The organism is Roseateles sp. GW821-FHT09H10 (genome assembly GCF_059415865.1).
Map to the genome: position 1 here is coordinate 188,959 of NZ_JBWKOB010000002.1, position 23,028 is coordinate 211,986.

General features: G+C 70.4%; 23 protein-coding genes. 8 read left to right on the top strand and 15 right to left on the bottom strand.

Features of this window, described 5'->3' with window-relative positions; all coding sequences use genetic code 11:
- Window positions 1-29: 29 nt before the first annotated feature.
- Genes AC07OY_RS08690 through AC07OY_RS08700 form a run of 3 tightly spaced genes read right to left on the bottom strand, consistent with a single transcriptional unit; the run spans window position 30 to window position 2,245 of the window.
- Window positions 30-827, bottom strand: a complete 798-nt coding sequence (locus AC07OY_RS08690; protein ID WP_495042157.1) for a PhaM family polyhydroxyalkanoate granule multifunctional regulatory protein — start codon at window positions 825-827, stop codon at window positions 30-32.
- Between the two features lie 27 nt (window positions 828-854).
- Window positions 855-1,763, bottom strand: coding sequence for a TraB/GumN family protein (locus AC07OY_RS08695; RefSeq protein WP_495042158.1), 909 nt, complete (start codon window positions 1,761-1,763; stop codon window positions 855-857).
- Window positions 1,760-2,245: a retropepsin-like aspartic protease family protein gene (locus tag AC07OY_RS08700; RefSeq protein WP_495042159.1), complete on the bottom strand. Its 486-nt coding sequence runs from the start codon at window positions 2,243-2,245 to the stop codon at window positions 1,760-1,762. The genes AC07OY_RS08695 and AC07OY_RS08700 overlap by 4 nt, the downstream gene beginning before the upstream one ends.
- A 65-nt stretch (window positions 2,246-2,310) precedes the next feature.
- Between AC07OY_RS08700 and AC07OY_RS08705 the strand changes: the two genes are divergently transcribed.
- Genes AC07OY_RS08705 through AC07OY_RS08715 form a run of 3 tightly spaced genes read left to right on the top strand, consistent with a single transcriptional unit; the run spans window position 2,311 to window position 4,101 of the window.
- The gene (locus tag AC07OY_RS08705) at window positions 2,311-2,766 is read left to right on the top strand and encodes a DUF6265 family protein (RefSeq protein WP_495042160.1); all 456 of its coding nucleotides are present in this window, start codon (window positions 2,311-2,313) and stop codon (window positions 2,764-2,766) included.
- Window positions 2,763-3,230: a BON domain-containing protein gene (locus tag AC07OY_RS08710; RefSeq protein WP_495042161.1), complete on the top strand. Its 468-nt coding sequence runs from the start codon at window positions 2,763-2,765 to the stop codon at window positions 3,228-3,230. The genes AC07OY_RS08705 and AC07OY_RS08710 overlap by 4 nt, the downstream gene beginning before the upstream one ends.
- Window positions 3,231-3,282: 52 nt before the next feature.
- Entirely contained in the window at window positions 3,283-4,101 is an 819-nt protein-coding gene (locus tag AC07OY_RS08715) for a DUF6279 family lipoprotein (RefSeq protein ID WP_495042162.1), read from the top strand.
- A gap of 175 nt (window positions 4,102-4,276) precedes the next feature.
- Here AC07OY_RS08715 and AC07OY_RS08720 read toward each other — a convergent pair whose 3' ends face one another.
- The 8 genes from AC07OY_RS08720 to AC07OY_RS08755 all read right to left on the bottom strand — a co-directional run bounded on the left by AC07OY_RS08720 (window position 4,277) and on the right by AC07OY_RS08755 (window position 12,713).
- The gene (locus AC07OY_RS08720; protein WP_495042163.1) at window positions 4,277-5,143 is read right to left on the bottom strand and encodes an alpha/beta hydrolase; all 867 of its coding nucleotides are present in this window, start codon (window positions 5,141-5,143) and stop codon (window positions 4,277-4,279) included.
- Between the two features lie 46 nt (window positions 5,144-5,189).
- The gene (locus AC07OY_RS08725; protein WP_495042164.1) at window positions 5,190-6,092 is read right to left on the bottom strand and encodes a c-type cytochrome; all 903 of its coding nucleotides are present in this window, start codon (window positions 6,090-6,092) and stop codon (window positions 5,190-5,192) included.
- Window positions 6,093-6,137: 45 nt separating this feature from the next.
- Window positions 6,138-7,346, bottom strand: a complete 1,209-nt coding sequence (locus AC07OY_RS08730) for an ABC transporter permease (RefSeq protein ID WP_495042165.1) — start codon at window positions 7,344-7,346, stop codon at window positions 6,138-6,140.
- An 11-nt stretch (window positions 7,347-7,357) separates the two neighbouring features.
- Entirely contained in the window at window positions 7,358-8,665 is a 1,308-nt protein-coding gene (locus tag AC07OY_RS08735) for an ABC transporter permease (RefSeq protein ID WP_495042166.1), read from the bottom strand.
- Entirely contained in the window at window positions 8,665-10,065 is a 1,401-nt protein-coding gene (locus AC07OY_RS08740; RefSeq protein WP_495042167.1) for a TolC family outer membrane protein, read from the bottom strand. The genes AC07OY_RS08735 and AC07OY_RS08740 overlap by 1 nt, the downstream gene beginning before the upstream one ends.
- Window position 10,066: 1 nt before the next feature.
- Entirely contained in the window at window positions 10,067-10,765 is a 699-nt protein-coding gene (locus tag AC07OY_RS08745) for an ABC transporter ATP-binding protein (RefSeq protein WP_495042168.1), read from the bottom strand.
- 38 nt (window positions 10,766-10,803) lie between these two features.
- Entirely contained in the window at window positions 10,804-11,205 is a 402-nt protein-coding gene (locus AC07OY_RS08750; protein WP_495042169.1) for a hypothetical protein, read from the bottom strand.
- A gap of 224 nt (window positions 11,206-11,429) precedes the next feature.
- Window positions 11,430-12,713, bottom strand: coding sequence for an efflux RND transporter periplasmic adaptor subunit (locus AC07OY_RS08755; RefSeq protein WP_495042170.1), 1,284 nt, complete (start codon window positions 12,711-12,713; stop codon window positions 11,430-11,432).
- Window positions 12,714-12,917: 204 nt separating this feature from the next.
- Between AC07OY_RS08755 and AC07OY_RS08760 the strand changes: the two genes are divergently transcribed.
- From AC07OY_RS08760 to AC07OY_RS08780, 5 genes are all read left to right on the top strand, one after another.
- Window positions 12,918-14,576 (top strand): DUF1800 domain-containing protein, encoded by a 1,659-nt coding sequence (locus AC07OY_RS08760; RefSeq protein WP_495042171.1) that lies wholly within the window; start codon window positions 12,918-12,920, stop codon window positions 14,574-14,576.
- Between the two features lies 1 nt (window position 14,577).
- Window positions 14,578-15,915 carry a DUF1501 domain-containing protein gene (locus tag AC07OY_RS08765; RefSeq protein WP_495042172.1) on the top strand — a complete coding sequence of 446 codons (1,338 nt, stop codon included), beginning with the start codon at window positions 14,578-14,580 and terminating at the stop codon, window positions 15,913-15,915.
- A 63-nt stretch (window positions 15,916-15,978) separates the two neighbouring features.
- Entirely contained in the window at window positions 15,979-17,985 is a 2,007-nt protein-coding gene (locus tag AC07OY_RS08770; protein ID WP_495042173.1) for a hypothetical protein, read from the top strand.
- 6 nt (window positions 17,986-17,991) lie between these two features.
- Entirely contained in the window at window positions 17,992-18,624 is a 633-nt protein-coding gene (locus AC07OY_RS08775; RefSeq protein ID WP_495042174.1) for a DUF6151 family protein, read from the top strand.
- A 7-nt stretch (window positions 18,625-18,631) separates the two neighbouring features.
- Complete coding sequence (locus AC07OY_RS08780; RefSeq protein WP_495042175.1) at window positions 18,632-19,075, top strand: hypothetical protein; 444 nt, start codon at window positions 18,632-18,634, stop codon at window positions 19,073-19,075.
- A 17-nt stretch (window positions 19,076-19,092) separates the two neighbouring features.
- Here AC07OY_RS08780 and AC07OY_RS08785 read toward each other — a convergent pair whose 3' ends face one another.
- The 4 genes from AC07OY_RS08785 to AC07OY_RS08800 form a co-directional block, all read right to left on the bottom strand.
- Complete coding sequence (locus AC07OY_RS08785; protein ID WP_495042176.1) at window positions 19,093-19,599, bottom strand: hypothetical protein; 507 nt, start codon at window positions 19,597-19,599, stop codon at window positions 19,093-19,095.
- A gap of 82 nt (window positions 19,600-19,681) precedes the next feature.
- On the bottom strand, window positions 19,682-20,032 hold the full coding sequence (locus AC07OY_RS08790) for a tautomerase family protein (protein ID WP_495042177.1): 351 nt from the start codon (window positions 20,030-20,032) through the stop codon (window positions 19,682-19,684).
- Between the two features lie 131 nt (window positions 20,033-20,163).
- Window positions 20,164-21,396: a DUF1501 domain-containing protein gene (locus tag AC07OY_RS08795; protein WP_495042178.1), complete on the bottom strand. Its 1,233-nt coding sequence runs from the start codon at window positions 21,394-21,396 to the stop codon at window positions 20,164-20,166.
- A gap of 6 nt (window positions 21,397-21,402) precedes the next feature.
- Window positions 21,403-22,962 (bottom strand): DUF1800 domain-containing protein, encoded by a 1,560-nt coding sequence (locus AC07OY_RS08800; protein ID WP_495042179.1) that lies wholly within the window; start codon window positions 22,960-22,962, stop codon window positions 21,403-21,405.
- Window positions 22,963-23,028: the final 66 nt, after the last annotated feature.

Consider the following 23,028-nt stretch of genomic DNA (forward strand, 5'->3'; position numbering starts at 1 on the left):
GTCGCGGCGGCGCAGCGCGCGGCGCCAAATCAAGGGCTGCGGCGTCGCGCCGTCTTGGCGGGTGTCTTGGCCGCTGCCTTGGCCGTGGCCCTGGCGGCAGTCCGGGCTGCCGGCTTGGGCGGGGCGCCCGTCGCAAAGCCCTTGGCGACGCTGCCCACCACCGAACCCGGCACGCTGGCCGCGCGTTTCAGGGTCTCGCTGGCGGCGTCGAAGCTCTGCTTGACGAGGCTGCCCGCCAGGTTCTTGGCCGCGTCGGTGGCGGTGTCCTTCATGGCCGAGGTGGCCAGCTGGGTGAATTGCTGGCTCAGGGCCGTCCACCACTGCGTCGGGTCGACGACGGCCGCGGGGTTGTCGGCCACGGCCTTGGCGGCCTTCGCCGACTTCTCGGCGGTCTTGGCGGCCACCTCGGCCGTCTTGGTCGCCGCCTTGGCTGCGGTGCTGACGGCCGTCTTGGCCGCGGCCTGGGCCACCGGCGCCGCGGCCGCCAGGATCTCGGGCGGGATGGCCGGCCAGGAGGCGCCGTCGCCACCGGTGGGCAGCTTGAGGCTGTCGCGCAGGTCGGCCAGCGGCACGTTCATGGACTTCAGCGTCGACAGCGTCATGCGCTGCACCTCCAGGGCCTGGATGGTGGCGGCCAGCATGCGCGCGTTCTGCTCCAGCCAGAACTGCACGGTGCGCAGCTCCTCGATGCGCTTGGACAGCTCCTCGGGGTTGAGGGTAGGCGCCACCCACTGGCCGATGCCAGGCAGGGCCGAGCCCGCGTTCTTGACGAGGCCTTGCAGGAATTCGAAACCGGGCACGAACTTGGTGAAGCTGTTGTCGGTCATGTTGTCTCCTTGGCGATCAGGGTGATGCTACTTCGCGGGCAGCAGCGGCTCGACGGTAAAACCCTGGTCGGCCAACAGCCGGGGCAGGGCCTGGGGTCCGCTCATGTGCAGGGCGCCCACGGCCACCAGCAGGCGCTGGCCGGCGCCGTGCAAGGCCGCGATGCGGGCGGCCAGCGGGCCGTTGCGGTCGTCGTTGACGCGCTTGAGCCAGGCGCTCTCGGCCGGCGTGGCGGCACAGCCGCACCAGCGGGGGTAGCTGCCCAGCGTCGCCAGGTCGCCGCGCGACCACGCCGCCGCCAGCCGCCGCAGCGGCTCGCGCATCTGGCCCTTCTGCAGCTGGCGCAGCGTGCCGTCGACGAGGGCCGGCAGCTCCGCGGCCTCCGGCGCCAGGGCCTGCAGCTGCTCCTCGACGCTTTCCAGCGACTGCACGGGCCGGCCCTCGCTCCTGGCCCGCGCCAGCAGCATGACGTCCTGGCCGAATCCGGCATCGAAGCCGTCGCGGCGGGCCTCCATCAGCGTCAGCATGCTGAGCTGCAGCATGGTCGGCAAGGTGCTCAGGGCGCCCGACGGCAGGCAGGCGGCACCGGCCTGGGCGTCCAGGCGCCGGGCCAGGGGCGCGGGCAGGGGCGCGGCCTTGGGCATGGCGGCCAGCACGGCGCCGACGTCGGCGGGATCGAGCTCGACGGCCAGCACCTCGGTCTGTTCCCAGGCCGCGCGCAGGGCCGGGCCGGGGTAGGCCCAATCGGCCTTGCCGATATGCAGGCTGCCGTAGAGGTAGCTGCTGTGGCCGCCATGGCTGATGCGCCACAGCACGCCGCGATCGGGCGCCTTGGCGGCCCAGGTGGCGGCCTGGTCGGCGGTGGGCAGGGACGGCGCAGGCGGGCAGGCGGCGTGGGCGCTGCCGACGAACAGCGCGAGCAGGAGGGCACGAATCATGGCTGGGGCGTGATGCGGAGTTCGCCGGGTTTCTGGCTGAAGTGCAGGCGGCCCAGCACGTCCATGCCGAGCAGGGGCGCGCTGAGGTCGGGCAGCACCGTGACGGGCAGACGGTCGGCGCGCACGCCGCCTTCCAGCGCGATGTCGGCGCGCGCGACGAAGCCGCGCGTGGCGCCACCGGCCGTCTGGGCCTGCACGGTGCCCAGGGGCTTCAGCCCGGCGCGCTCGGCCAGCGACTGCGGCAGGGCCGTGGACGTGGCGCCGGTGTCGACGAGGAAGTCCACCGCGACGCCGCCGACGCGGCCGGGCCAGTGGAAATGGCCGTCGCCGCTGCGCGTCAGCACGATGACCTCGCCGGCCAGCTGGAAGCGGCGCGACTCGCGATGGTGTTCCCAGTATTTGAAGCCGAGGAAGATCAGCAGGCCGACGAGCAGCCAGACCGTCATCAGCTTCAGGGTGTGGGGCAGATCCGACTGGGACACGCGATGGACCGGGGCAAGGGTTATCTAGGGCGCCAACGATAACCGTGCCGCCCAGAATCAAAGGCATGAAGCTGTTACCTGCCCTCCTGCTGATGGCCTGCACCTCGGCCCAGGCCAATCCCTTCGCCCCCGTCGAGTGGCTGGCCGGCTGCTGGACGCAGACGGGCCGCGAGGCCGGCTCGGTCGAGCAGTGGATGGCGCCGGCCGGCGGCGTCATGCTGGGCATGGCGCGCACGCTGAAGAACGGCCGCGTCGTCGAGTTCGAATACATGCGCATCAGTGCCGACGCGGACGGCAAGCTCAGCTTCATCGCCCAGCCCCAGGGCCGGCCGCCCACCGAGTTCAAGCTGCTGCGCCAGGGCGATGCCGAAGCCGTGTTCGAGAACCCCGGCCACGATTTCCCGCAGCGCGTGCTCTACCGCCGCGAAGCCGCCGACCGCCTGCTGGCGCGCATCGAGGGCACCATGAAGGGCAAGGAGCGCGGCATCGACTTCGCCATGCAGCGCGCGGCCTGTCCGTGAGTACGCTGCTGCTGGCCCTGCTGCTCACTGGCGCCGCCGACGACGCGGTGCTGAACCGCTTCAACGATCCCTTCGAAACGGTCTCCGCCGACATCGCCGACTGCCCCGAGCCGCGCGGCCCACGTCTCACAGCCGCCGAGGCCCGCGTGCAGGCCCATGCACGAGCCGAGCGCGGCACCACCTGCTGGCTCAAGGGCGAATGCCGCGAGCCCAATGCCTTCCGCTATGACGCCGGCATCGCGCAAAGCCTGCGCGAGCGGCTGCCCGGCGCCGCCGCCCTGCATCCCAGCAGCCTGTGGCTGACCGTGCAGGGTCGTGTCGTCTACCTGGAAGGCTGCGTCGAGACGGCGGCCCAGGCGGCCGCGCTGGAGGCCCTGGCACGCGGATTGCCGGACGTGCAGCAAGCCCTGGCCCTGGTGCGGGTCGGCCGCGGCGGCGCCCTGCCCTACCGGCGCATGAATTGACCCGCAAGACCCCAGGCGTGACAACGTCCACCGCCCTTGCCACCATGCCCGCATGCGACTGCTGAAGCGACTTGCCACCCTGCTTGCCCTGTCCACGCTGATCGGCCTGATCGGTTGCTCCAGCGTGACGCTGGCCTACAGGCAGCTGCCGCTGCTGGCGGGGCTGTGGGCCGACAACTACCTCGACCTGGACAGCGCCCAGCGCGCCCAGCTGAAGACGCAGCTGCAGGCCTGGCAGGCCTGGCACCGCCGCGAGGAGCTGCCGCAGTGGATTGCCCTGCTGCGCCAGGCCCATGCGGCCCTGGACGACGGCGTCACCCAGGATGAGCTGCTGGCCCTGGAGCGTGGCGCGCGGGCCAGCGCCGAGCGCTGCCTCCAGCATGCCGCGCCGCTGGCCGTGCCGGTGCTGGCCGGCCTCAGGCCCGAGCAATGGCAGCATCTGCAGAAGAAGATGGACGAGAAGACCGCCGAGTGGCGCGACAAGCACACCGACGGCCGCAGCCCGGACGAACGCGCCAAGCGCTACACCAGCAACCTGGAGCGCTGGCTGGGCGACCTGGACCGCCCGACCCGCAAGCAGGCCGGCGCCGACGCACGCGGCTGGCATTTCGACCTGCCCGTGATGGCCCAGGCCCGCGTGCAGCGCCAGGCTCGCCTGGTGCAGGCCCTGCGCGCCTGGTCGCGCCAGGAACTGGCCGCCGGCACGGCCCTGCTGATGCAGGATTCGCAGACCCAGCCCGCCGAGATGCCCTACCGCGAGCAGGTGGTCGCCAGCCTGCTGAAGCTGCTCAACGGCCTGGACGCCGAGCAGCGCGCCGCCGTGCGCAAGCATTGGGCCGACTGGACGAACGAACTGCGAAGCTTGCAATGAGCCCCTCGTCCAGCCTCACCCCGCTGCACGCGGGCGAGTCTGGCCGGTCCCCCGAGGGGACGGCGATGCTTGCGGCCTCGAGCCGCAAGCACATCGCCGGACGGGCCGGCTAGGGGCGGCCCGGCGCTCGGCCCGAGGTGGAGCCCTACGGCCGCGACGAGCACCCCCGGCGCGTTCAGAGTCCAAACAGTTCAGTCAAGGCTTCGCGCACCTGGGCGCGGCCGACGGCATTGGCGTTGTGATGCGTGCCGCCCTCGACGAGGACGAAGCGCTTGGGACCCTGGGCACGCTCGTACAGGGCCTGGCCGAGGCGAGACGGGATGAGGCTGTCGCGGCTGCCATGCACCACCAGCAGCGGCGAGCCCACCTTGTCGACCCGCGAGGCCGCGTCGAAGCGCTGGGTGATCAGCGGCGACACCGGCAGCCAGCCCCAGCGGAAGGTGGAGACGACGTCGGGGATGGACGTGAAGCTGCCCTCGACGATGAGGCCGGCTTCGTCGCCGACCTCGCTGGCCAGGTTGACGGCGATGGCGCCGCCCAGGGAATGGCCGAAGATGAAGCGGCGCCGGTCGGGGTGGTGCCGGGCCAGCCAGTCCCAGGCCGCGCGCACGTCCTCGGCGGCCATGGCTTCGGAGGGCAGGCCGGCCGAGCTGCGGCCGAAGCCGCGGTAGTCGACACCGAGCACGGCAAAGCCCAGCTCGTGCATGCGGCGCATGCGCGGGGCGCTGCCGCGCACGTCGTAGCGGGCGCCATGCAGATACAGCAGCACCGGTGCCGCCGGGTCGGCCTGGGGCAGCCACAGCCCGTGCAGGCGCACGGGGCTGGCATCGGCGGCGGGTGGCTGGAAGTCGATCCAGACGTCTTCCATGCCCTGGGCCGCCGCGAGGCCGCCGGCCCAGGTGCGGTCACCGGGCTGGAAGATCCAGTCGCGCTGGCGCTCGTCCAGGGACGCGCAGCCGGCCTGCAGGCCCAGGGCCACCGCCACCAGCAGTGCGATGCCGGCCAGGCGGCCCAACGGTAGTTTGGGTGCTTTGCGATTCACCCGCCCATGGTGCCAGCCCCGGCAAAGCCCTGGGGGGTGCCAGGAGTCAGCGGCTGCCGAAATCGCGCGCCGGCAGCGTCAGCAGATAGGCGTGCAGGCCGCGCAGGTCGATATCGTTCATCTGCGCCAGCGACTGGAAGGGCATGACGGCGATGGCGGCGCCATCGGGGCGCTTGCCGCTGCGCATCATGGCGACGAAGGCATCCACGCTGGCATAGCGCGGCGCCATCGCGCTGCCGGCGCCGGGCGTCAGATTGGCCGCGGCCGGCCAGTCCGGCGGGCCGCCGGGGATCTTGCCGCCGCCATAGCCCGTGCCATGACAGCCTATGCACATCTGGGCCACATAGCGGCCATGCGCCACCGTCGGGCCTTCCGGCACCGGCGCGGGCGGCGCCAGCGTGTGGTCGATCTTGGCCGCGGCGTCCTGGATCAGGCCCAGGCCATAGAGCACGCGCACCGGCGGCGGCAACTGGATGACGGCCGCCTCGCCGCCGACGCCGGGCAGCTGCTTGGCGTAGGCGATCAGGGCGCCGAGGTCGGCGTCGGTGAAGCGGTTGTAGTCCTCGCTGGGCATGACCATCAGCGGCCGGCCATCGGTCTTCAGGCCATGGCGGATGGCGCGCACCCAGTCCTCGGTGCGGTAGGCCGCCGTCGGGCTGCCCGCGCCCGCCGTCAGGTTGGGCGCGACGACCAGCATGCCGCCGCCGTCGATGACCTTGTGGCCGGCGCCGTTGGCGCCATGGCATTCGGCGCAGCCGCGCGAGTTGAAGAGATAGCGGCCGCGCTCGATGTCCGCCGCCTCCGTGGGCAGGGTGAGCGCCGCGACCTTGACGTCGACGCGGCGTTCCAGCTTGCGGCCGGCCTGCCACCAGCCGGTGGCGGCGATCGCGGCGACGATGATCAGGAGGAGGCCGACGATGCCGCCGGCCCACTTCAACAGCTTGCCCATTTTTTTGCCCTCCGCGCGGCCCTCACCGCGCGCAGGACTATGGCCTCAGGAACGCAGCGCCGCCACTGCGGACAAACGCGCGGCCCGGCGCGCCGGCACCCAGACGGCCAGCTGGCCCAGGCCCCACAAGGTCAGCGCACCCGCGGGCAGGTAAAGCCAGGGCAGGCGCGGCAGCTCGTAGCTCTGCATCAGCAGCTGGCTCAGGCCCCAGGCGCCGCCCAGGCCGATGAGGATGCCGGTGGTCGTCAGCAGCAGGTTCTCGAGCTGGAAATAGCGCAGGATCTGGCCTTCGGTGGCGCCCAGGGCGCGGCGCGTGCCGATCATGCGGGTGCGCTGCTGCACCCAGAAACTGGCCAGGCCGACGATGCCCATGGCGGTGACGAGCAGCAGGGCCACGCAGACGCCGCCCATCAGCCAGGCCATGGCGCGGTCCTGGGCATAGAAGGCCGCGCGCATCTCGGTCAGCGAGCGCGCCTGGGTGACGACGCGGCCCTTGTCACCCTCTTCCAGCACGGCCGTCACGGCCTTGATCTGGGCGTCCAGCTTGCCCGGCTCGGCGCGGATGACGTAGGAGCCGCCGCCGCGCAGCGGCAGGATCATGGCGGCGCCGCGGCCATCGCTGCGCGCACGGTGCAGCTGGGTGTGGGTGAGCGTCTCGACGACGCCGATGATGGTCGATGGCGCGCGGCCGAAGATGTAGACCTGCTTGCCGACGGCCGGCTGGCCGGGGAAGAGCCTCTCGGCCAGGACCTTGTTGATGATGAGCTGCGGGATCTTGGGCTCGGCGACGGTGAAGGTCTGGAAGCCGTCCAGGATCTCGTCGGCCGAGAAGTTGCGGCCCTCGATGATCTTGAGCCCGAAGGTCGGGATCATCTGCTCGTCGGACGAGTACTGGGCCGCGCTGACGCGCAGGCCCTTGTTGTCGGGCTCCAGCGAGACGCCGCTGTTGTTGCTGTTGTTGCCGTAGGCGATCTGGTTGGCCACCGTGGCCGCCTTGATGCCGGGCACGGCGCGCACGCGGGCCAGGTCCTCGGCCACGATGCCGGCGGTGCGCTCGGGCAGCTGGGGCTTGGCGCCGCGCAGCGTCAGCACGGCGATCTCGGCCTCGGCCATGCCGCTGTCGGCATTCAGCGCCTGAACGCGGGTCTGGATCAGGTGCAGGGCATTGGTGACGATGCCGCAGGACAGGGCCACCTCCAGCACGATGAGGCCGGCGGCGATCCTGTGGCGACGCAGCGTGGACAGAATGGGCATCAGGTCTTTCATCACTGCACCTTCAACTGAACAGCGGGGGTGACAAGGGCCGCGCGCCAGGCCGGCAGCAGGCCGGCGATCAGGCTGGCCAGCAGGGCCAGGCCGAGCGTCAGCGCCAGCATGCTGGCGTCGAGTTCAGCCAGGCGGGCGTAGTCGTTGGGCGTCTGGCGCACCAGCCACAGTCCGCCCTGGGCGAACAGCAGGCCCAGCAGCGCGCCGGCCAGGCCCAGCAGGCCGGCCTCGACAACGAATTGCTTGAAGATGTCGCCGCGCGTGGCGCCCAGCGCCCGGCGCACGCCGATCTCGCCGCTGCGGCGCAGCGTCTTGGCCAGCAGCAGGCCCACCATGTTGACGACGCAGACGGCCAGGAAGCCGAAGGCCAGCCAGGTCTGCAGGCGCACGTCGGCGGGCAGCACCTTCTGGGCGCCCAGCCAGTCCATCACGTTGCGCAGGCGCACATTGGTCGGGCGCTCGAAGCGGCCGGCCTTGCGCTGGGCCTCGGAGTAGGAGGCGAGGTAGTCGCGGTAGGCCGCGGCGTCCTCGGGCTTGGCGAACTCGACCCAGTACTGGATCCACGAGCAGCTGGCGTTCATGTCCAGCGAGCTGCCGGTGCCGGCGCCACGGCCCCAGCAGTCCATATTGCCCCAGTGGCCCATCTTCAGGAACATGGCCGTCGAGAAGGGCAGGTAGAAGTCTTCGGTCTCGGTGTAGCTGCCGAGGGTCAGGTCCCAGAAGTGCGGCTGCACCTTCCAGGCTTTCAGCACGCCGATGATGCGCAGCGGCTGGCCCCGCACGATGACTTCCTTGCCGACGCTGTTGGCGCCACCGAAGAGCTTTTCGTTCAGCGAGGCGGAAATGACGGCGACGCGCGCCTCGCCCTCGTCGTCAGACGCGCTCCAGCCGCCGCCGTACTGCCAGGGCGCGTCGAACATGGCGAAGAAGTCGGCCGAAGTCATGCGCACGCTGGAGAAGACGGGCTTGGTGTTGGCATCGGGCAGGCCGACGGCGGTGTTGAAGCCGCTGGACATGCTCTGGCGCAGGGCCTTCTTCTCACGCAGCAGGGCCGTGGCGTCGAAGCGCGTCAGGTCGAAGGTGGGCTCGTCGCCGGCTTTCCAGCCGACCATGTCGGCCGCGTCGAGCTGCACGTTGAAGAGCTTGGCGCTCTTGTGCGGGATCGGGTCGCCGGACAGCACGTGATACACGGTCAGCGTCGTCATGCAGGCGCCTATCCCTAAGGCCAGGGCCAGCACCATCAACGCGGAGAGGCCCTTGGCGGCGAGGGTGTTGCGCCAGGCGAGTTCGAGGTAATGAAGAAACATCAGCGTGTCTCCAGCAATGCGTTGACGGTGGCGAGCTCGGCGTCGCCGAGCGACCCGGCCGCCTGGTGCAGGGCCAGCAGGGCGAGCACATGGCGGTGGCGGGCCTGGGTCTGGGCGTTCTGAGCGCCGGCCAGGGTCTGGATGGCGAGCAGCAGATCGGTGGTGCTGCGGGTGCCCAGGGTCAGGCCGGTGCGCGTGGCCTCCAGCGCACGCTCGGCGGCCTCGACGGCCACCTGTGTCGAGCGCAGCTGCGTCGCGCCCTGGCCGACGGCCAGGTGCTGGGCGCGCACATCGCGCAGCACAGCACGGCGGCCGGCCTCGAGCTGCTCGCGGGCGGCGTCGCGCTGGAAGCCGGCGCGGTCGGCCGCAGCGGCGACTGAGCCGCCGGCGAACAGCGGCACGGTCAGGCGCAGGCCGACCAGGGTCGGCGTGCGGCCGGCGTCCAGGGCCGACACGCCGTCACCGCGACGCTGCGTCGTGTCCACGCCGACGCTCAGCGTCGGCAGATGGCCGGCGCGGGCGGCGGAGATGCGCTGCTCGCTGGCCTGCACGTCCAGCTGCAGCGCGCGCAGCTCGGGGTTGGCCTGCAGGGCGCGCTGGGTCCAGGCCTCGGCATCCTCGGGCAGGGCCTGGGCGTCGAGGGCGCGGCGCAGTGGCTGCAGCGTCGTGGCGGGCACGCCGGTCAGCTGGGCCAGGGCTTCGCGGGCATCGGCCAGGTTGAGTTCGGCGGCCAGCGTGTTGCCGCGCGCCAGCTCGCGGTAGGCGCGCGACTGGTCGGCCTCGACCTGGGCCGACAGCCCGGCCTTGAAGCGGGTGTCGGCCTCGCTGACCTGGCGGGCGAAGGCCTCTTCGTTGGCACGCGCCGTGGCCAGCTGGGCCTGTGCCGACAGCAGGCCGAAATAGGCGTCGGCGACGCGGGCGCGCGCGGCCTGCTCGGCAGCGGCCAGGCGGGCCGACTGGGCCGAAGCCTGGCTGCGGCTGGCGTCCCATTCGCGCAGGGCGGCGAGGTCCACCAGCGGCTGGCTGAGGCTGCTGGTCGTCGTGCGCGTACGCCCGCCGCCACCGTTCTCGCGCTGCTCGCTGCTCTGCAGGCTCCATTGCGGCAGCAGGGCGGCGCGGGCTTCACGCGCGGCTGCTTCCTGGGCGCCGTTGAAGGCGGCGGCCTGGCGCAGCAGCGGGTCGGCCGCGCGCGCCTGGGCCCAGACCTGCAGCAGGTCGTCGGCGCGGGCCGCGTGGGCGGTCAGCAGCGCGAGGACGACAAATAGGGTTCTTGCGGGCCGAGCGACGGGCCGCTCCCTAGCCGGCCCGCGCTCGCGATGTGCTCGCGGCTCGACGCCGCGTGCATCGCCGTCCCCTCGGGGGACCGGCCAAGGTACTCCTTGGACGAGGGGCATCATCATTTCAGGCCATCGCCAGGTTCATCTTCAGCTCGGCGGTCAGGTCCACGACCTGGCCGTCGATGACGTGCACATTGCGCTGGGCGCGGGCGGCCAGCTGCGGGTCGTGGGTCACCATGACGATGGTGGCGCCATCGCGGTGCAGCTCTTCGAGCAGCTCCATGACGCTGCGCGCCATCGCGCTGTCGAGGTTGCCGGTGGGCTCGTCGGCGAGCAGCAGGCGCGGTTCGCCGGCGAGTGCACGGGCGATGGCGACACGCTGCTGCTGGCCGCCGGAAAGCTCGTTCGGGTAGTGCTTGCCGCGGGCCGACAGGCCGACTCGGCCCAGGGCATCCGCCGCGCGCTTCTTGCGCTCGGCCCCGCTCATGCCGCGGTAGCGCAGCGGCACCTCGATGTTGTCGAGCACGCTGAGGTCGGGGATGAGGTTGAAGGCCTGGAAGATGAAGCCGATCTTCTGGTTGCGGATGCGCGAGCGCTCGCCATCGCCCATGCGGCTGACGTCGATGCCGTCCAGCATGTAGCGGCCGGCGCTGAAGGCCTCCAGCAGGCCGGCGATGGTCAGGAAGGTGGTCTTGCCCGAACCGGAGGGGCCGGTCACGGCGACGAACTCCCCTTCGTTGACGGTCAGATTGAAGTCGCGCAAGGCATAGGTCTCGACCATCTCGGTGCGGTAGACCTTCTGCAGTTTTTCCATCTGGAGCATGGGGGTTGTCCTGTTCGTTTGGATTGAGTTGGTCGCGATCAGCTTTGCCGAGGGCTTGGTTTGTTTAAGTGGCACTTGCGCTTTGGCCAGGTGCCGGGAGTCCGTCCCGGCGGCCGGGTAACTTTCTTCTGCGGGGCCAGAAGAAAGTCACCAAAGAAGAGGCCCTGAACCGCACTCGACCGCGGCGCCGCGACGAGCGGCGCGCGAAAACGCTCACCGTCATGCCGGGCCGATGCGAACCGCTGCGCTCTCGCGTCTGACTTGTCACCGGTGGCGCTCATCGCCGCATCGCACCTGTTAACGCGCGGCTGCACGCCGTGCTCACCAAAACAGCCCAATGCAGCGTCGCTCGGGCGACGCGGCTGTTCGGTGTTCCTTGATGAGCCCGGCGTGCAGCCGGCGTTAAGCGGCGTGAAGGCGCGATGGATGGTGCTCGTCATAGGGACAGCAGCGAGAGCGAAGCGGGTCGCTTGAGGGCGTGCCCCAGTCCGAGCAACGCGAGCGCCTGATCCAACTCGAGTGCGGATTGCATTGAGCGCTCCTCTTTTGGTGACTTTTCTCTGGCGCGTCAGAGAAAAGTTACCCGCCATGCCGGGGCGGACTCCCGGCTCACTGCAGCGAGTCGAAAGGACAGCCGCAAAAGCAACCCGATTACCCATCACGCTCAATCCGCAATCAGGACGCGCTCCGCGCCCTTGAAGTTGTCCGAACCGGAGATGACGACGCGGTCGCCCACCGAGAGACCCGAAATGATTTCGACGCGTTCCAGCGAGCGAGCGCCGAGCTTGACGGCGACCTTCTCGGCCACGCCGCCGCGCACCACATAGGCATAGCTGCCGCCGCCCTCGTCGACGAAGCTGCCGCGGGCCACGCCCAGCACCTTGTCGCGCTTGTCCAGCAGCACGCGCACCGACAGGCGCTGGTTCTGGCGCAGCTGCTCGGGCTGGGTGCCGGCAAAGCGCAGCCGCGCCGCGACCTCGCCGTTGACGACCTCGGGCGACACCGAGCTGACCTGGCCGGCCCAGCGCTGGCCATTGCCGGTGATCTCGCCAGGCATGCCGGGCTGCAGCTCGCGGGCAAAGCTCTCGGCGACCTGCATCTGCACTTCCAGCGCCGACAGGTCGATGACCGACAGCAGCTTGGCATCGCGGGCGACGTTGGTGCGGTCGGGGATGAAGAGCTGGCCAACCTGGCCGTCCACCGGCGAGCGCACCTGCAGCTCGGCCACCTGGCGCTCCAGGTCGGCCACCAGCAGCTGCTGGCGCGACAGGGCGCTCTGCTTGGCTTGCACATCGAGCTTGAGGCTGTCGGTCTTCATGCCGCGCAGGTCGCGGGCCTGGTCGTGCGCGAGCTTGGCCTTGGCCAGGGCGTCCTGGGCGCGCTCGACCTGCATGCGCGCCGTGGCGCCGGCCTCGAAGGCCTGGGTCTGGCGGGCCAGGTCGTTCTGGGCCGTCTGCTGGTCGATGCGGGCGTTCTCGTAGGCGCTCTGCAGGGCGGCCGTCTGCTGGCGGGCCTCGACCTCGGCGCGGGCCAGGTCGGCACGCAGCGCGTCGACATTGCTGCGCTCCTGGGCCAGGCGGTTGGTCAGTTCGGGCGAATCGACCTTGGCCAGCACCTGGTTGCGCTTGACCGGGTCGCCAGCCTGCACGGCCAGGGTCACGGTGCCGGCGCCGGGCGCGAACAGCGTCGGGCTCTGGGCGGCGACGACGCGGCCTTCGCCGGCCACGTCGCGCGTCAGCGGCGCGACGTCGACGGTGGCCAGGGACAGGCGGGCCACGCTGACGGCGGAGTCGGCCGACAGCATCTGCTTGACGCGGCCGCCACCCAGCAGGGCGATGGCGGCGACCACGGCGGCGGCGCCCAGCAGCAGGGGCCAGCGCCGGCGCAATCCTGAGGGTTGAGCCAGGGGTCGGTCCTGCTCGGAGGTGTCGCGGAAGCGGGTGTTCATGCCCCTCTTTTCGCAAGGGATGTGCCAGCCTGCGAGCCGTGACAAATCAACGACTTGGCGCGCCGGCATGTGTCCGCGGACAGGTGGCGGACAGTCCGTACAAGATCGGCAACGGACAGCAGCGTTTGCTTACGAAACTGCACAACTGGTGGCAAGACGACACGAGCGGCGGCCCCCAAGATCGCGCCGCTTCGGAGATCCAACATGCCCTTCGCCCGACTCTGCCTGTGGGCCGCAGCGGCCAGCCTTGCCTGGCCCGCCTTTGCCGCGTCCGACATGCCGCCCGCCACCGTGTCGATGACGGAATCCGAGGCGCGCCGCTTTCTCGCCCAGGCCAGCTTCGGGCCGACGGAGGCCAGCGTCGCCGACGTGATGGCCCGCGGCCGCGCGGCCTGGCTCGCGGGTCAATTCACGCTGGCGAACTCCGACTTCAGCGACGTGCCCTATGTCGACCCCGACTCCAGCAAGGGCTGCCCCACCGGCGCGCCGGCGACCTGCAAGCGCGACAACTACAGCCTGTTCCCGGTGCAGGTGCAGTTCTTCGCCAATGCCGTCAACCAGCCCGACCAGCTGCGCCAGCGCACCGCTCTGGCACTGTCGGAGATCCTGGTCGTGTCGGGCAACGTCATCAAGCTGCCCAACGCGATGGCCACCTACCAGCGCATCTTCCTGCGCAACGCCTTTGGCAATTACCGCGATGTGCTGAAGGAAGTGACGTTGAGCCCGGCCATGGGGCGCTTCCTGAACATGGCCAACAACGACAAGCCCAACCCGGCCAAGGGCATCGAGCCGAACGAGAACTACGCCCGCGAGGTGCTGCAGCTCTTCTCCATCGGCCTGACGCAGCTCAACCTCGATGGCAGCGTCCAGCTCGACGCCAGGGGCCAGCCCATGCCCAGCTATGACCAGGACACGGTCGAAGGCTTCGCCCACGCCTTCACCGGCTGGACCTATGCGCCACGGCCCGGCGCGACCAAGAACAAGTTCGGCAACCCGAGCTATTACGCCGCGCCCATGATCGCCTTTGACGATCACCACGACAAAGGCACGAAGAAGCTGCTGAACGGCACCGTGCTGCCGGGTGGCCAGAGCGCTCAGGCCGACCTCGAGGCGGCCATCGACAACATCTTCAACCACCCCAATGTCGGCCCCTTCATCGGCCGCCAGCTGATCCAGCACCTGGTCACGGCCAACCCCAGCCCGGCCTATGTGCAACGCGTGGCCGGGGCCTTCAACGGCGGCATCGTCATCAATGGCCAGCGCAGCCGGCGCGGCGACATGAAGGCCGTGCTGACAGCCATCCTGACCGACGCCGAGGCCCTCACGCCGCAGACGCCTGCCCACTTCGGCAAGCTGCGCGAGCCCATCCTGCAGCTGACCCACCTGCTGCGCAGCATGGGTGGCACGAGCGACGGCGTCTGGCTGCGCTCGCAGGCGGCCAGCCTCGGCCAGACCATCTACAGCCCGCCCAGCGTCTTCAACTTCTTCTCGCCCGACCAGGACCTGCCCGACAACCCCAGCCTGGACGGCCCGGCCTTCGGCGTCTTCAATGCCAGCGCCGCCTTCAAGCTGAGCGGCGTGCTGCAGACGGCCCTGAACGGCAAGGGCGTGGCGCCGGACGCCACGGTCGCCGGCTCAACAGGCACCAAGATCGACCTGACGCGCTGGCAGGCCCTGGCCGCCACGCCGACCAGCCTGGTCGCCGAGATCAACCGCGTGCTCTTCGCCGGCCGCGCCAGCACCGCCCTGCAGACCGCGCTGCTGAAGGCGGCGCAGATCGCGCCGGCCAGCAAGCCGCTGGACCGCGCCAAGGCTGCGCTGTTCCTGGCTGCGATGTCGCCCGAATATCTCGTGGAGAACTGAAATGCTGTCCCGACGCCATCTGCTCTCCCACGCCGCCGCCTTCGCCGGCGCCACCGCCCTGCCCTCGGTGGCCGCGCCCCTGATCGGCAGCGACTACCGCGCCCTCGTCTGCGTCTTCCTGTATGGCGGCAACGACGGCAACAACATGGTCATTCCCATGGACACGGCCGGCTATGCGGCCTACGCCAGGGCGCGTGGCACGGCGGGTGCCGGCGGCCTGACGCTGCCGCAGTCGTCGCTGGCGCCGCTGAACGGCGGCGGCGTGGGCCTGCACCCGGCGCTGACGCCGCTGGCCGACATCTGGAACCAGGGCCGCCTGGCCGTGCAGGCCAATGTCGGCCCGCTGGTCAGGCCCATGAGCAAGGCCGAGTTCAACGCCGCGAACGCGCAGCGGCCGAGCAACCTCTTCTCGCACGACGATCAGCAGGACCAATGGCAGCGCGGCCAGTCCTACAGCGGCAACGCGATGCCGTCGACGGCCGGCTGGGGCGGCCGCATCGCCGACCTGCAGGCCACCGGCGGCGTCGTGCCCATGGCGCTCTCGGTCAGCGGCAACAACGTCTTCATGAACGGCGCGACCAGCTCCGGCCTGACCGTCGGCAGCGGCACCAGCTTCGCCATCAAGGGCTTTGGCAGCAACCCCAGCGCCAGCCCCCTCTACCAGCTCTACCAGAGCCTGCTGCAGCAGCCCTATGGCAATGCCGAGGAGCGCGCCGCCGCCAGCGTACTGAACCAGGCCCTCAAGGCCAGCCATGTGCTGAACACGGCCATCTCGGGCACCGGCAGCATCGCCGGCCTGTTCAGCGGCCTCACCAGCGGCGTCGCCCAGCAGCTGCTGACCGTGGCCAAGATGATCGAGGGCCGCTCGGGCCTGGGCGCCACGCGCCAGCTCTTCTTCGTCAGCATGGGCGGCTTCGACACCCACAACGACCAGATCAACCAGCAGCAGAACCTCTTCAGCGACCTCGGCCCCGCGCTGAAGGCCTTCTACGACGCGATGCAGCAGCTCGGCGTCGCCAACGCGGTGACGACCTTCACCGCCAGCGACTTCGCGCGCACCCTGCAGCCCGCTTCCGGCGGAGGCACCGACCACGCCTGGGGCAACCACCATTTCGTCATGGGCGGCGCCGTCAAGGGCGGCCTCTACGGCCGCATGCCCCAGCTCGTGCTCGGCGGGCCGGACGACACCGGCGACGAAGGCCGCTGGCTGCCGACGACGTCGGTGGACCAGATGAGCGCGACGCTGGCCAGCTGGTTCGGCGTCGGCGCGGCCGACCTCGGCACCGTCTTCCCCCACCTGGCCAACTTCAGCGTGAAGAACCTGGGCTATTTCGGCTGACGGCCAGCCGGAGCCGGCACGGTGAGCTGCACTATCCTCGTGCAGCTCCCGCCGTCGACTTCCATGCGACCTACCGACCTTCTTGGCTTGGCCCTGTCGGGCCTGCTGCTGCCCGCACTCGCCGGTCGGGCCTTCGCAGCCCCCGGCCAGCCTGACCCGGCAGCTCCAGGCTGCGTCGCCGAACCATTGGCAGCGGCGACCCTGCGGCCGCAACTGGCGCCGCAGGAGTTTGCGCCGCTGCAGCGGCTGACGCTGAGAAACGCAGGCGTCCCCCTTCCGGGATTGCTGGACCCGGACTCCGTGCCCACTGAGGCCGGCAGCGCCGCGTGCAAAGAGGGCCTGATGGCCATGGGCGCCAGACTTGCCGCGCCCGGCGACACCGGCACGGCCGGCTTGCCTGTGGGCCGAGCGCCCCACATGATGTCCGCCTATGCCGCCTTGCAGGCACGCTCCGTGTTCCTGGTCGATCGCGAGGGCCGCTGGTCTTATCGACCCGCCGAGGGCTCGACGCGGGCGCCCAGCGAAGGTCGGCTGAACTACTTCTCCGAGCCGAACACGGCGCTTGCCGACAACGGCGCCTTGCTGGCCACGCAGGTCGCCAGCGACGCCCTGGGCTTTCTCGACCTGCCGACCGGCCAGCCCCTGCTCTGGATTGCCGGACTATCGCGCGCGGTGGGCTGGTGGCCCGCCGAGCGCGCCGTCATCACGCTGACGCCGCAACGCACCCTCGTGCTGCTGGACGGCACGACCGGGCAGGCCTGGGCGCTGCCGCTGACCCTCCAGACCTTGCAGAGCATCCGGCAGGACGCCCACGATCCCGGGCGTTTCGTCGTGCCGCAGGCCGGTGGGATCGGTGTGCTGCGCCTGCGCCGCGAATCGGGCACCTGGGTGGCAGGCATCGAGCACGTCGTTGCCACGGGCAACAAGGACCACATCGGTTTCGACGACGTCGCCCTGCTGGAGCAAGGCCGCTATGTCGTCCGGCTCCACCCGCCGTCCGTGACCTGGACCGACCTGAGCATGGGCACCCACCAGGAAGTGACGTTCGGCGAGGTGGAGTTCATGGGCGACCTTGCCGTCCTGGACGATGCTCGAGTGCTTTTCCGCACCACGGCCCTCGATGGCCGCAGCCAGCGCTACTGGAGTTTTTCACCGCGGGCTGCGGAGTTCGCCGCCATGGATCTCGGCACCACCTCCGCAACGCTGCTGGGCGGAGACGGCCAGGGCCGGGTGCTGGCCCGCGAGATGGATGCCGTGCTGGTGGCGACGCCTCGGCAGATCGGCGAAGCCGTGGGCCTTGCGGCGCTGGACAAGAAGTTCGGACTGCCCGTTTCGCCGGTGCATGTCGAGGATTCCTTTGCCGCCGGCTTCGGCCTGCAGCTGCGCAAGGCACCGACCTGGTTCATCCCGCCGCCCAAGTCACGGCTGCCGCCATGGCAGCCGGTGATCGCCCTCGAAAACCCGATGTTCAGGGCTTGGCCGCCATCGCGTAGCAGGATGGATGACCGTGACGCCGACGCCATCACGCAAAAGCGCTGGCAATGGCTGCTGGACGCGCTGAAAACCATCAAGAGCATGCCCGGCGCGCAGCAGCAGCTGCCAGTCGCGGTGCGCCGGGAAGGACGCCCGCCCGCCTGGTGCGAGCAACTCGTGGCGGATCTCTTCACAGGCCGGGCGCTGGAGCCCCTCACCGCCAGGGCCTTGAAGGGCTACGCCGCCCGGACGTCGCCGGACTCGCCGGACCGGGTCCGCAAATCCCTCGAGTGGCCGCCCACCGGTAACTTCGAAGCCTGGCGCGCCCACAGTGGCGAGCAATACATGGACGGCAAGGTCCACTTGCTGTGGCGCAAGCAGCTGCCGGTCGCCCTGTCGCTGCGCTGGACCTGCGTGGACCTTTCGGGCAAGGGCAAGGTGCAATGCAGCCATGAATTCGGCGCCAGCCTGTCGATCGAAGATGCTGAGGTCAAGCTGGCCTGCCAGGTCGACCTGTCGCCGCGATGGCCGGCCTTGCCCGCCCACCCGGAAGTCCGGTGGCTGCACGTCATGGAACCGATCCGGCTCTCGCGCTGAAGGCTGATGACAAAACCGGCCCAGGGCGGCTGGTACAACCGCCCCATGCCCGACACCCACGCCATCCAATGCCGCTGCGGCCAGCTCCGCGGCCTGCTGCAGCCCACGCGCCCGTCCAACCGCTGCGTCTGCTACTGCTCCGACTGCCAGGCCTTTGCCCGCCATCTGGGCGCGCAGGACGCGCTGGACTCTCAGGGCGGCAGCGACATCGTGCAGCTGCCCGCCTCCCATGTCGCGTTCACGCAGGGCCAGCAGCACTTGGCCTGCATCCGCCTGACGGACAAGGGCATGGTGCGCTGGTATGCCAGCTGCTGCCGCACGCCGATCGGCAACACGCTGGCAGACGGCAAGTCGGATTTCGTCGGCCTGCTCCATACAGGTCTGGGCACGGCCTCGCTGGAGGCCTCGTTCGGCCCGGTCACGATGCGCACCGCGGTCGACAGTGCCCTCGGCAAGGACAAGCCCAAGGCCGCCGGTATGCTGCGCGGCATCGCCAAGGTGATAGGCATCATCATCAAGGGCCGGCTGCGCAAGACCTGGCGCGCCAGCCCCTTCTTCGATGCGCAGACGGGCCTGCCGGTCGCCAAGCCCAAGGTGTTGAGTGCCGAGGAGCTGGTGGCGGCCAAGCGCGCCACTTGATCTGGCCATGCCCATACTCACGTCGGCCCGCCGAATCTGGATGAGTCTTCTCTGGCTGACCTTTCAAGGGCTGCTGATCTATATGTGCAGTGCCGCCCTATACGGCATGTCCAATGAACCGCGCTTCAACTTCTTGCAGATGGTGATCGTGGTGGCGGCCTTTGTTTTCGTCTTCCTGCTGGCTCTGATGTGCCGTGAAGCCGCCATGACGTCCGCGCCGACTCCGACTCCGCGCGCCGGAGCCGCTGTACTCGCCGTCCTTGCCGCACTGCTTCTATTCACTGCCCACGGTGCCGCCATCGGTGTCTGGCGGGGGCCGTCCCGGCTGGCTCTCTTTCATCTGGTCGCGACCGAGTATTCCGGCTCCTGGTCACTCGCGCTGGTATTGGGCGTCGCATCCGCGATGCTGCTCACACATGCCTGGTCCATGCTGACGCGCAAAGTGACCTGACCACACCAGCAATTCGCCTACTTCGCCCGCCCCTCTTCGCAAGGCTGGGTCAGGAGCCCGTAGTTGGCTTCCTTGGCATACAGGAAGCGGCCGCTGCCCAGCTCGAGAATCAGGTCGGTGGACACGATGCGTCCCCACCAGGCGCGCACGAAGATCAGTTCATCGTTGACCCAGCGCACCTCGACGCTGTCGAGCTCGCGGTCGAAGTCCATGCGCCAGCGCGCACGCGTCTTGACGGAGAAGATCTCCAGCGCCACCGTGTCCGGGCCATTGAGCCCCGGGCGGGTCACGCGCGTGAAGGCGGCCGTCTGCTGCGGCGCCCAGCGCCTGTCTTCGCCTTCTTGCTCATCTTGAGGTGGCGCGGCGGGCCGCGCGGCCAGGCGCTTGACGGCCACATGCCCCTTCAGCGGGATGAGCTGGGGGGCGGTGTAGCGGACGACGGCGTCGTCACAGCTCAGCGGGGTTTCGGCCTGGGCGCCGCAGGCGATGGCCAGGAGAGCCAGCAAGGAAAAGAAGGAGCGCATGGTGGCGGCAGAGAAGTCCGGGGTGAAATGCTGCCGCCATAACGCGCCGGTTCGCGAACCGGGCGACCTTCGGATTGGGGGGCTACTCGAACAGCCGTCCGCCAAAGGCCATGCGCCCCGCGCCGGCCGGCGCGTACTCGAGATGCACCCGCTCCGCGGGCCGCTCGCAGACGCGGGCGATGGCCTGGGTCAGCGCCGCCACCTCGGCCTTCAGCGCGGCCCCGGTCGGCGGGTGGGCATGCAGGACGCTGACGAAGACGGGTAGTGCGCCCGGCAGCGGGCCGCCGTTCTCGGCGTAGTGCTCGGCGGGCAGCAGATGCAGGCGCACCCAGACGCGGCCCGGCGCCTGATTCAGGGCGTCGCCGATGACGTCGGCCAGCGCGTCGGCGGCCGGCACTGGCGCGCCGACGCATTGCACGTCAACGACGGGCATGCCGGCTCAGGCCGCGCCCGTGGCGACAAGGAAGCAGTAGGCCAGCACGGCCACCAGGCACACACCGAACAAGGGGAACGCATTTCTCTGCATCTCGTTCTCCATTCCGCTCGAACCTTGTTGCCACCCGCTCAGGCGCGCAGCAGCTTGTCCGCATAACGCCAAGTTTGCGGGGCTTGAGGAAACACTGCTGCCAGTGCGGTTTCCGACAGGCCGAGGTGGCGCTGCAGCAGCGGCGCCAGCACCTGGCGGAAGTCGGTGCGCACCGCCAGGTCGCGGCCATCGGCCAGGGCGCTGCCGTCCAGGCCCGGCCATTCGCCCAGCATCTGGCCGCCGGCAATCGGGCCGCCCATCAGCCAGATGACATTGCCGCGGCCGTGGTCGGTGCCGCCATTGCCGTTCTGGCGCAGGGTGCGGCCGAACTCGCTGACGACGACGATGACGGTGTCCTTGTAGGCATCGCCCAGGCCGAGGCTGAGCGCATCCAGGCCCTCGCCCAGGCTGGCCAGGCGGTTGGCGAGCTGGCCACGCGCGGCGCCCTGGTTGACATGGGTGTCCCAGCCGCCCACGGCCGTGAAGGCCAGTTGGGTATGGGCGTCCTTGCGGATCAGCGTGCCGAGGCGGCGCGCATCGGCGGCAAAGCTGCGCGCGGACGGTGCGCCGGCGTCGGCACTCGGGTCCATGGACTTGGGCTCCGCCGCCGCCATGCTGCGGCTCATCTCGCCGCGGCCCTGGGTCGTGTCGCGCAGCGTGCCGCTGAGTTGGGCGTCGCCGGCATAGAGCTTGGCCAGGCCCGCCTGCAGTTGCGGGTTGTCGATGGCGCGGCGCTGCATGGCATTCGGCCCCAGGCCCAGGCTGGCAACGCTGGCCGTGCCGGCAAAGATGCGTGGCGGCGTGCTGCCCTGGGAGATGGCGCGCGTCGGCGCCGGCTCGCCCGGCAGGGCGGCCAGCAGGCGGTTCATCCAGCCGTCGGGGGTGGACTTGCGGCCCGGTGTGCCGGACTCGAGATAGTCCTGGGCGTCGAAATGGGAGCGGGTCGGGTCGGGCGAGCCGCTGGCATGCACGAAGGCGAGCTGGCCGCCGTCCCAATGGCGCTTGAGCGGGCTCAGCGACGGGTGCAGGCCGAACAGCGAATCGAGCTTGATGAGGCCGTCCTCGGCGCCAGGTGCGGCCAGCGCGATCTGCGGGCGACTGGCGGCGTACTCGCGCTCGCCATAGGGCGCGACGACAGACAGGCCGTCCACCGCGCCGCGCAGCATGACGACGACGAGCTTCTTCTGAGTGCCACCTTGCGCCTGCACCAGGGACACCGGCAGGCCGCCCAGGGTGAAGGCGCCGAAGTGGAGGAGTTGGCGTCGCAGCATGGCGGACTACCTTTTCATGAAATCGGGGCTGGCCAACAGCAGGGCCACCTGCTGGCCGGCGGGCTCGGCGGCCAGGGTGCGGCGCGTCGGCTCGCTGACGGAAGCGCCGAGCGTGCTCGTCAGCTTCTCGGGGCTGACGCCGCTGCGCTGGCCCAGCGTGGTGGCGAGCTGCACGCGCTGCGTCAACGCCTCGGGGTTGCGCCAGGCGGCGGCCACGTTCTTGTAGCCGTCGGGCGTCTGGGCGCCATAGAGAGGCTGGCCGGCCTGGGCCAGGGCCGCGAGCAGGTTCTGCGGATTGGCCGGCTGCAGGTCCAGCGCACGCAGGCTGGACAGCAGGTATTGCCAAGGCGTCTTGAACTTGGCCTGATAGGCCTCGCGGCTCCAGAACTCGTCGGCGCGGATCAGTGTGCGCGTGAACTCGCGCAGGTCGCCCCCCGTGGCCTGGAAGTTGTCGGCCAGCTTCTGCACCAGGGAGGCCGGCGGCTCGTCGGCCACAAAGGCCTGGGCTAACTTGAAGGCCAGGTGGCGGGCCGTGGCCGGGTGGCCGGCCAGCACATCGAGCGCGTGCTCACCCTCGGCCTGGCCTGCGCCCTTCACGCTCTTGCCCAGCCACGTCTTGCTGCCGCCGTCGTGCTTGCGCGCATCGAACTCGAAGAGGTCGCCCTGGCCTCCCACCAGGGCCTTGCGCGAGTCCAGGCCCCAGCCGGTCAGCATGCGCGCCAGCTCGGTCACGTCGCGCTGCGTGTAGCCGCCGTCCACGCCCAGGGTGTGCAGCTCCATCAGCTCGCGGGCGTAGTTTTCGTTCAGGCCGCTGGGCACCCGCGCCTTGAGCTCGGGCCGCTCGGCCAGATAGCGCCGGGCGCGCTGCGGCGGCTCATAGCCGGCGACGACGCTCTGGGCGTTGTCGAGATAGATCAGCATCGCCGGGTGCCTGGCCGTCGCGCCCAGCATGTCGCGAAAGCGCCCCAGCACATGGGGCCGGATGGCGCGCTGCTCGTAGTCGGCCACCAGCACGCCGACGGCGTTCTTGCCGGCAAACACATTGAAGTGGTTGAACCAGAACTCGGTCAGCACCTCCTCGAGCTGGGCGGGACTCTGCAGCGCGCGCGACAGGCGCGCCGTCGCGGCCTGGGCGACCAGGGGGCGGATCTTGTCGCGCACCGCATTGATGGCGTCGCCATCGGCCTGCATGCCCTGGGCCTTGTCGCGCCGGGCCTCGCGCGCCGCCTTGACCGCCTCCCGGTAGCGGCCCAGCAGTTCGGCCTGGCCGAGCTTGAGCACTTCCATGCCGGCCAGGCGGGCGCTCAGGCTTTCCGGCTGCGGCAGGCGGCGCGGCTCCAGTTGTTCGGCGAGGAAGCGCTCCAGCCATGGGTCTGCGCCCTGGGCGGCGATGGCGGCGGCATCGGCCGGTCGCGGCCCATAGCCGAGGCGATTCAATGCGTGCAGGGCGCGCTCGTCGGCGCTCAAGGCCGGACCGACCACAGCCGCCTGGCTGCGGCGCACCGCCAGCGTGACGCCACTCGCCAGGGCGGCGGCGCTGCTCAGCACAAAGCGGCGGTTCTTCATGGGGACTCTCCGGTTCTTGAACCGAAGAATCACCCGATCGACGCAAGGCCGTGTGGCCCCTGCGCA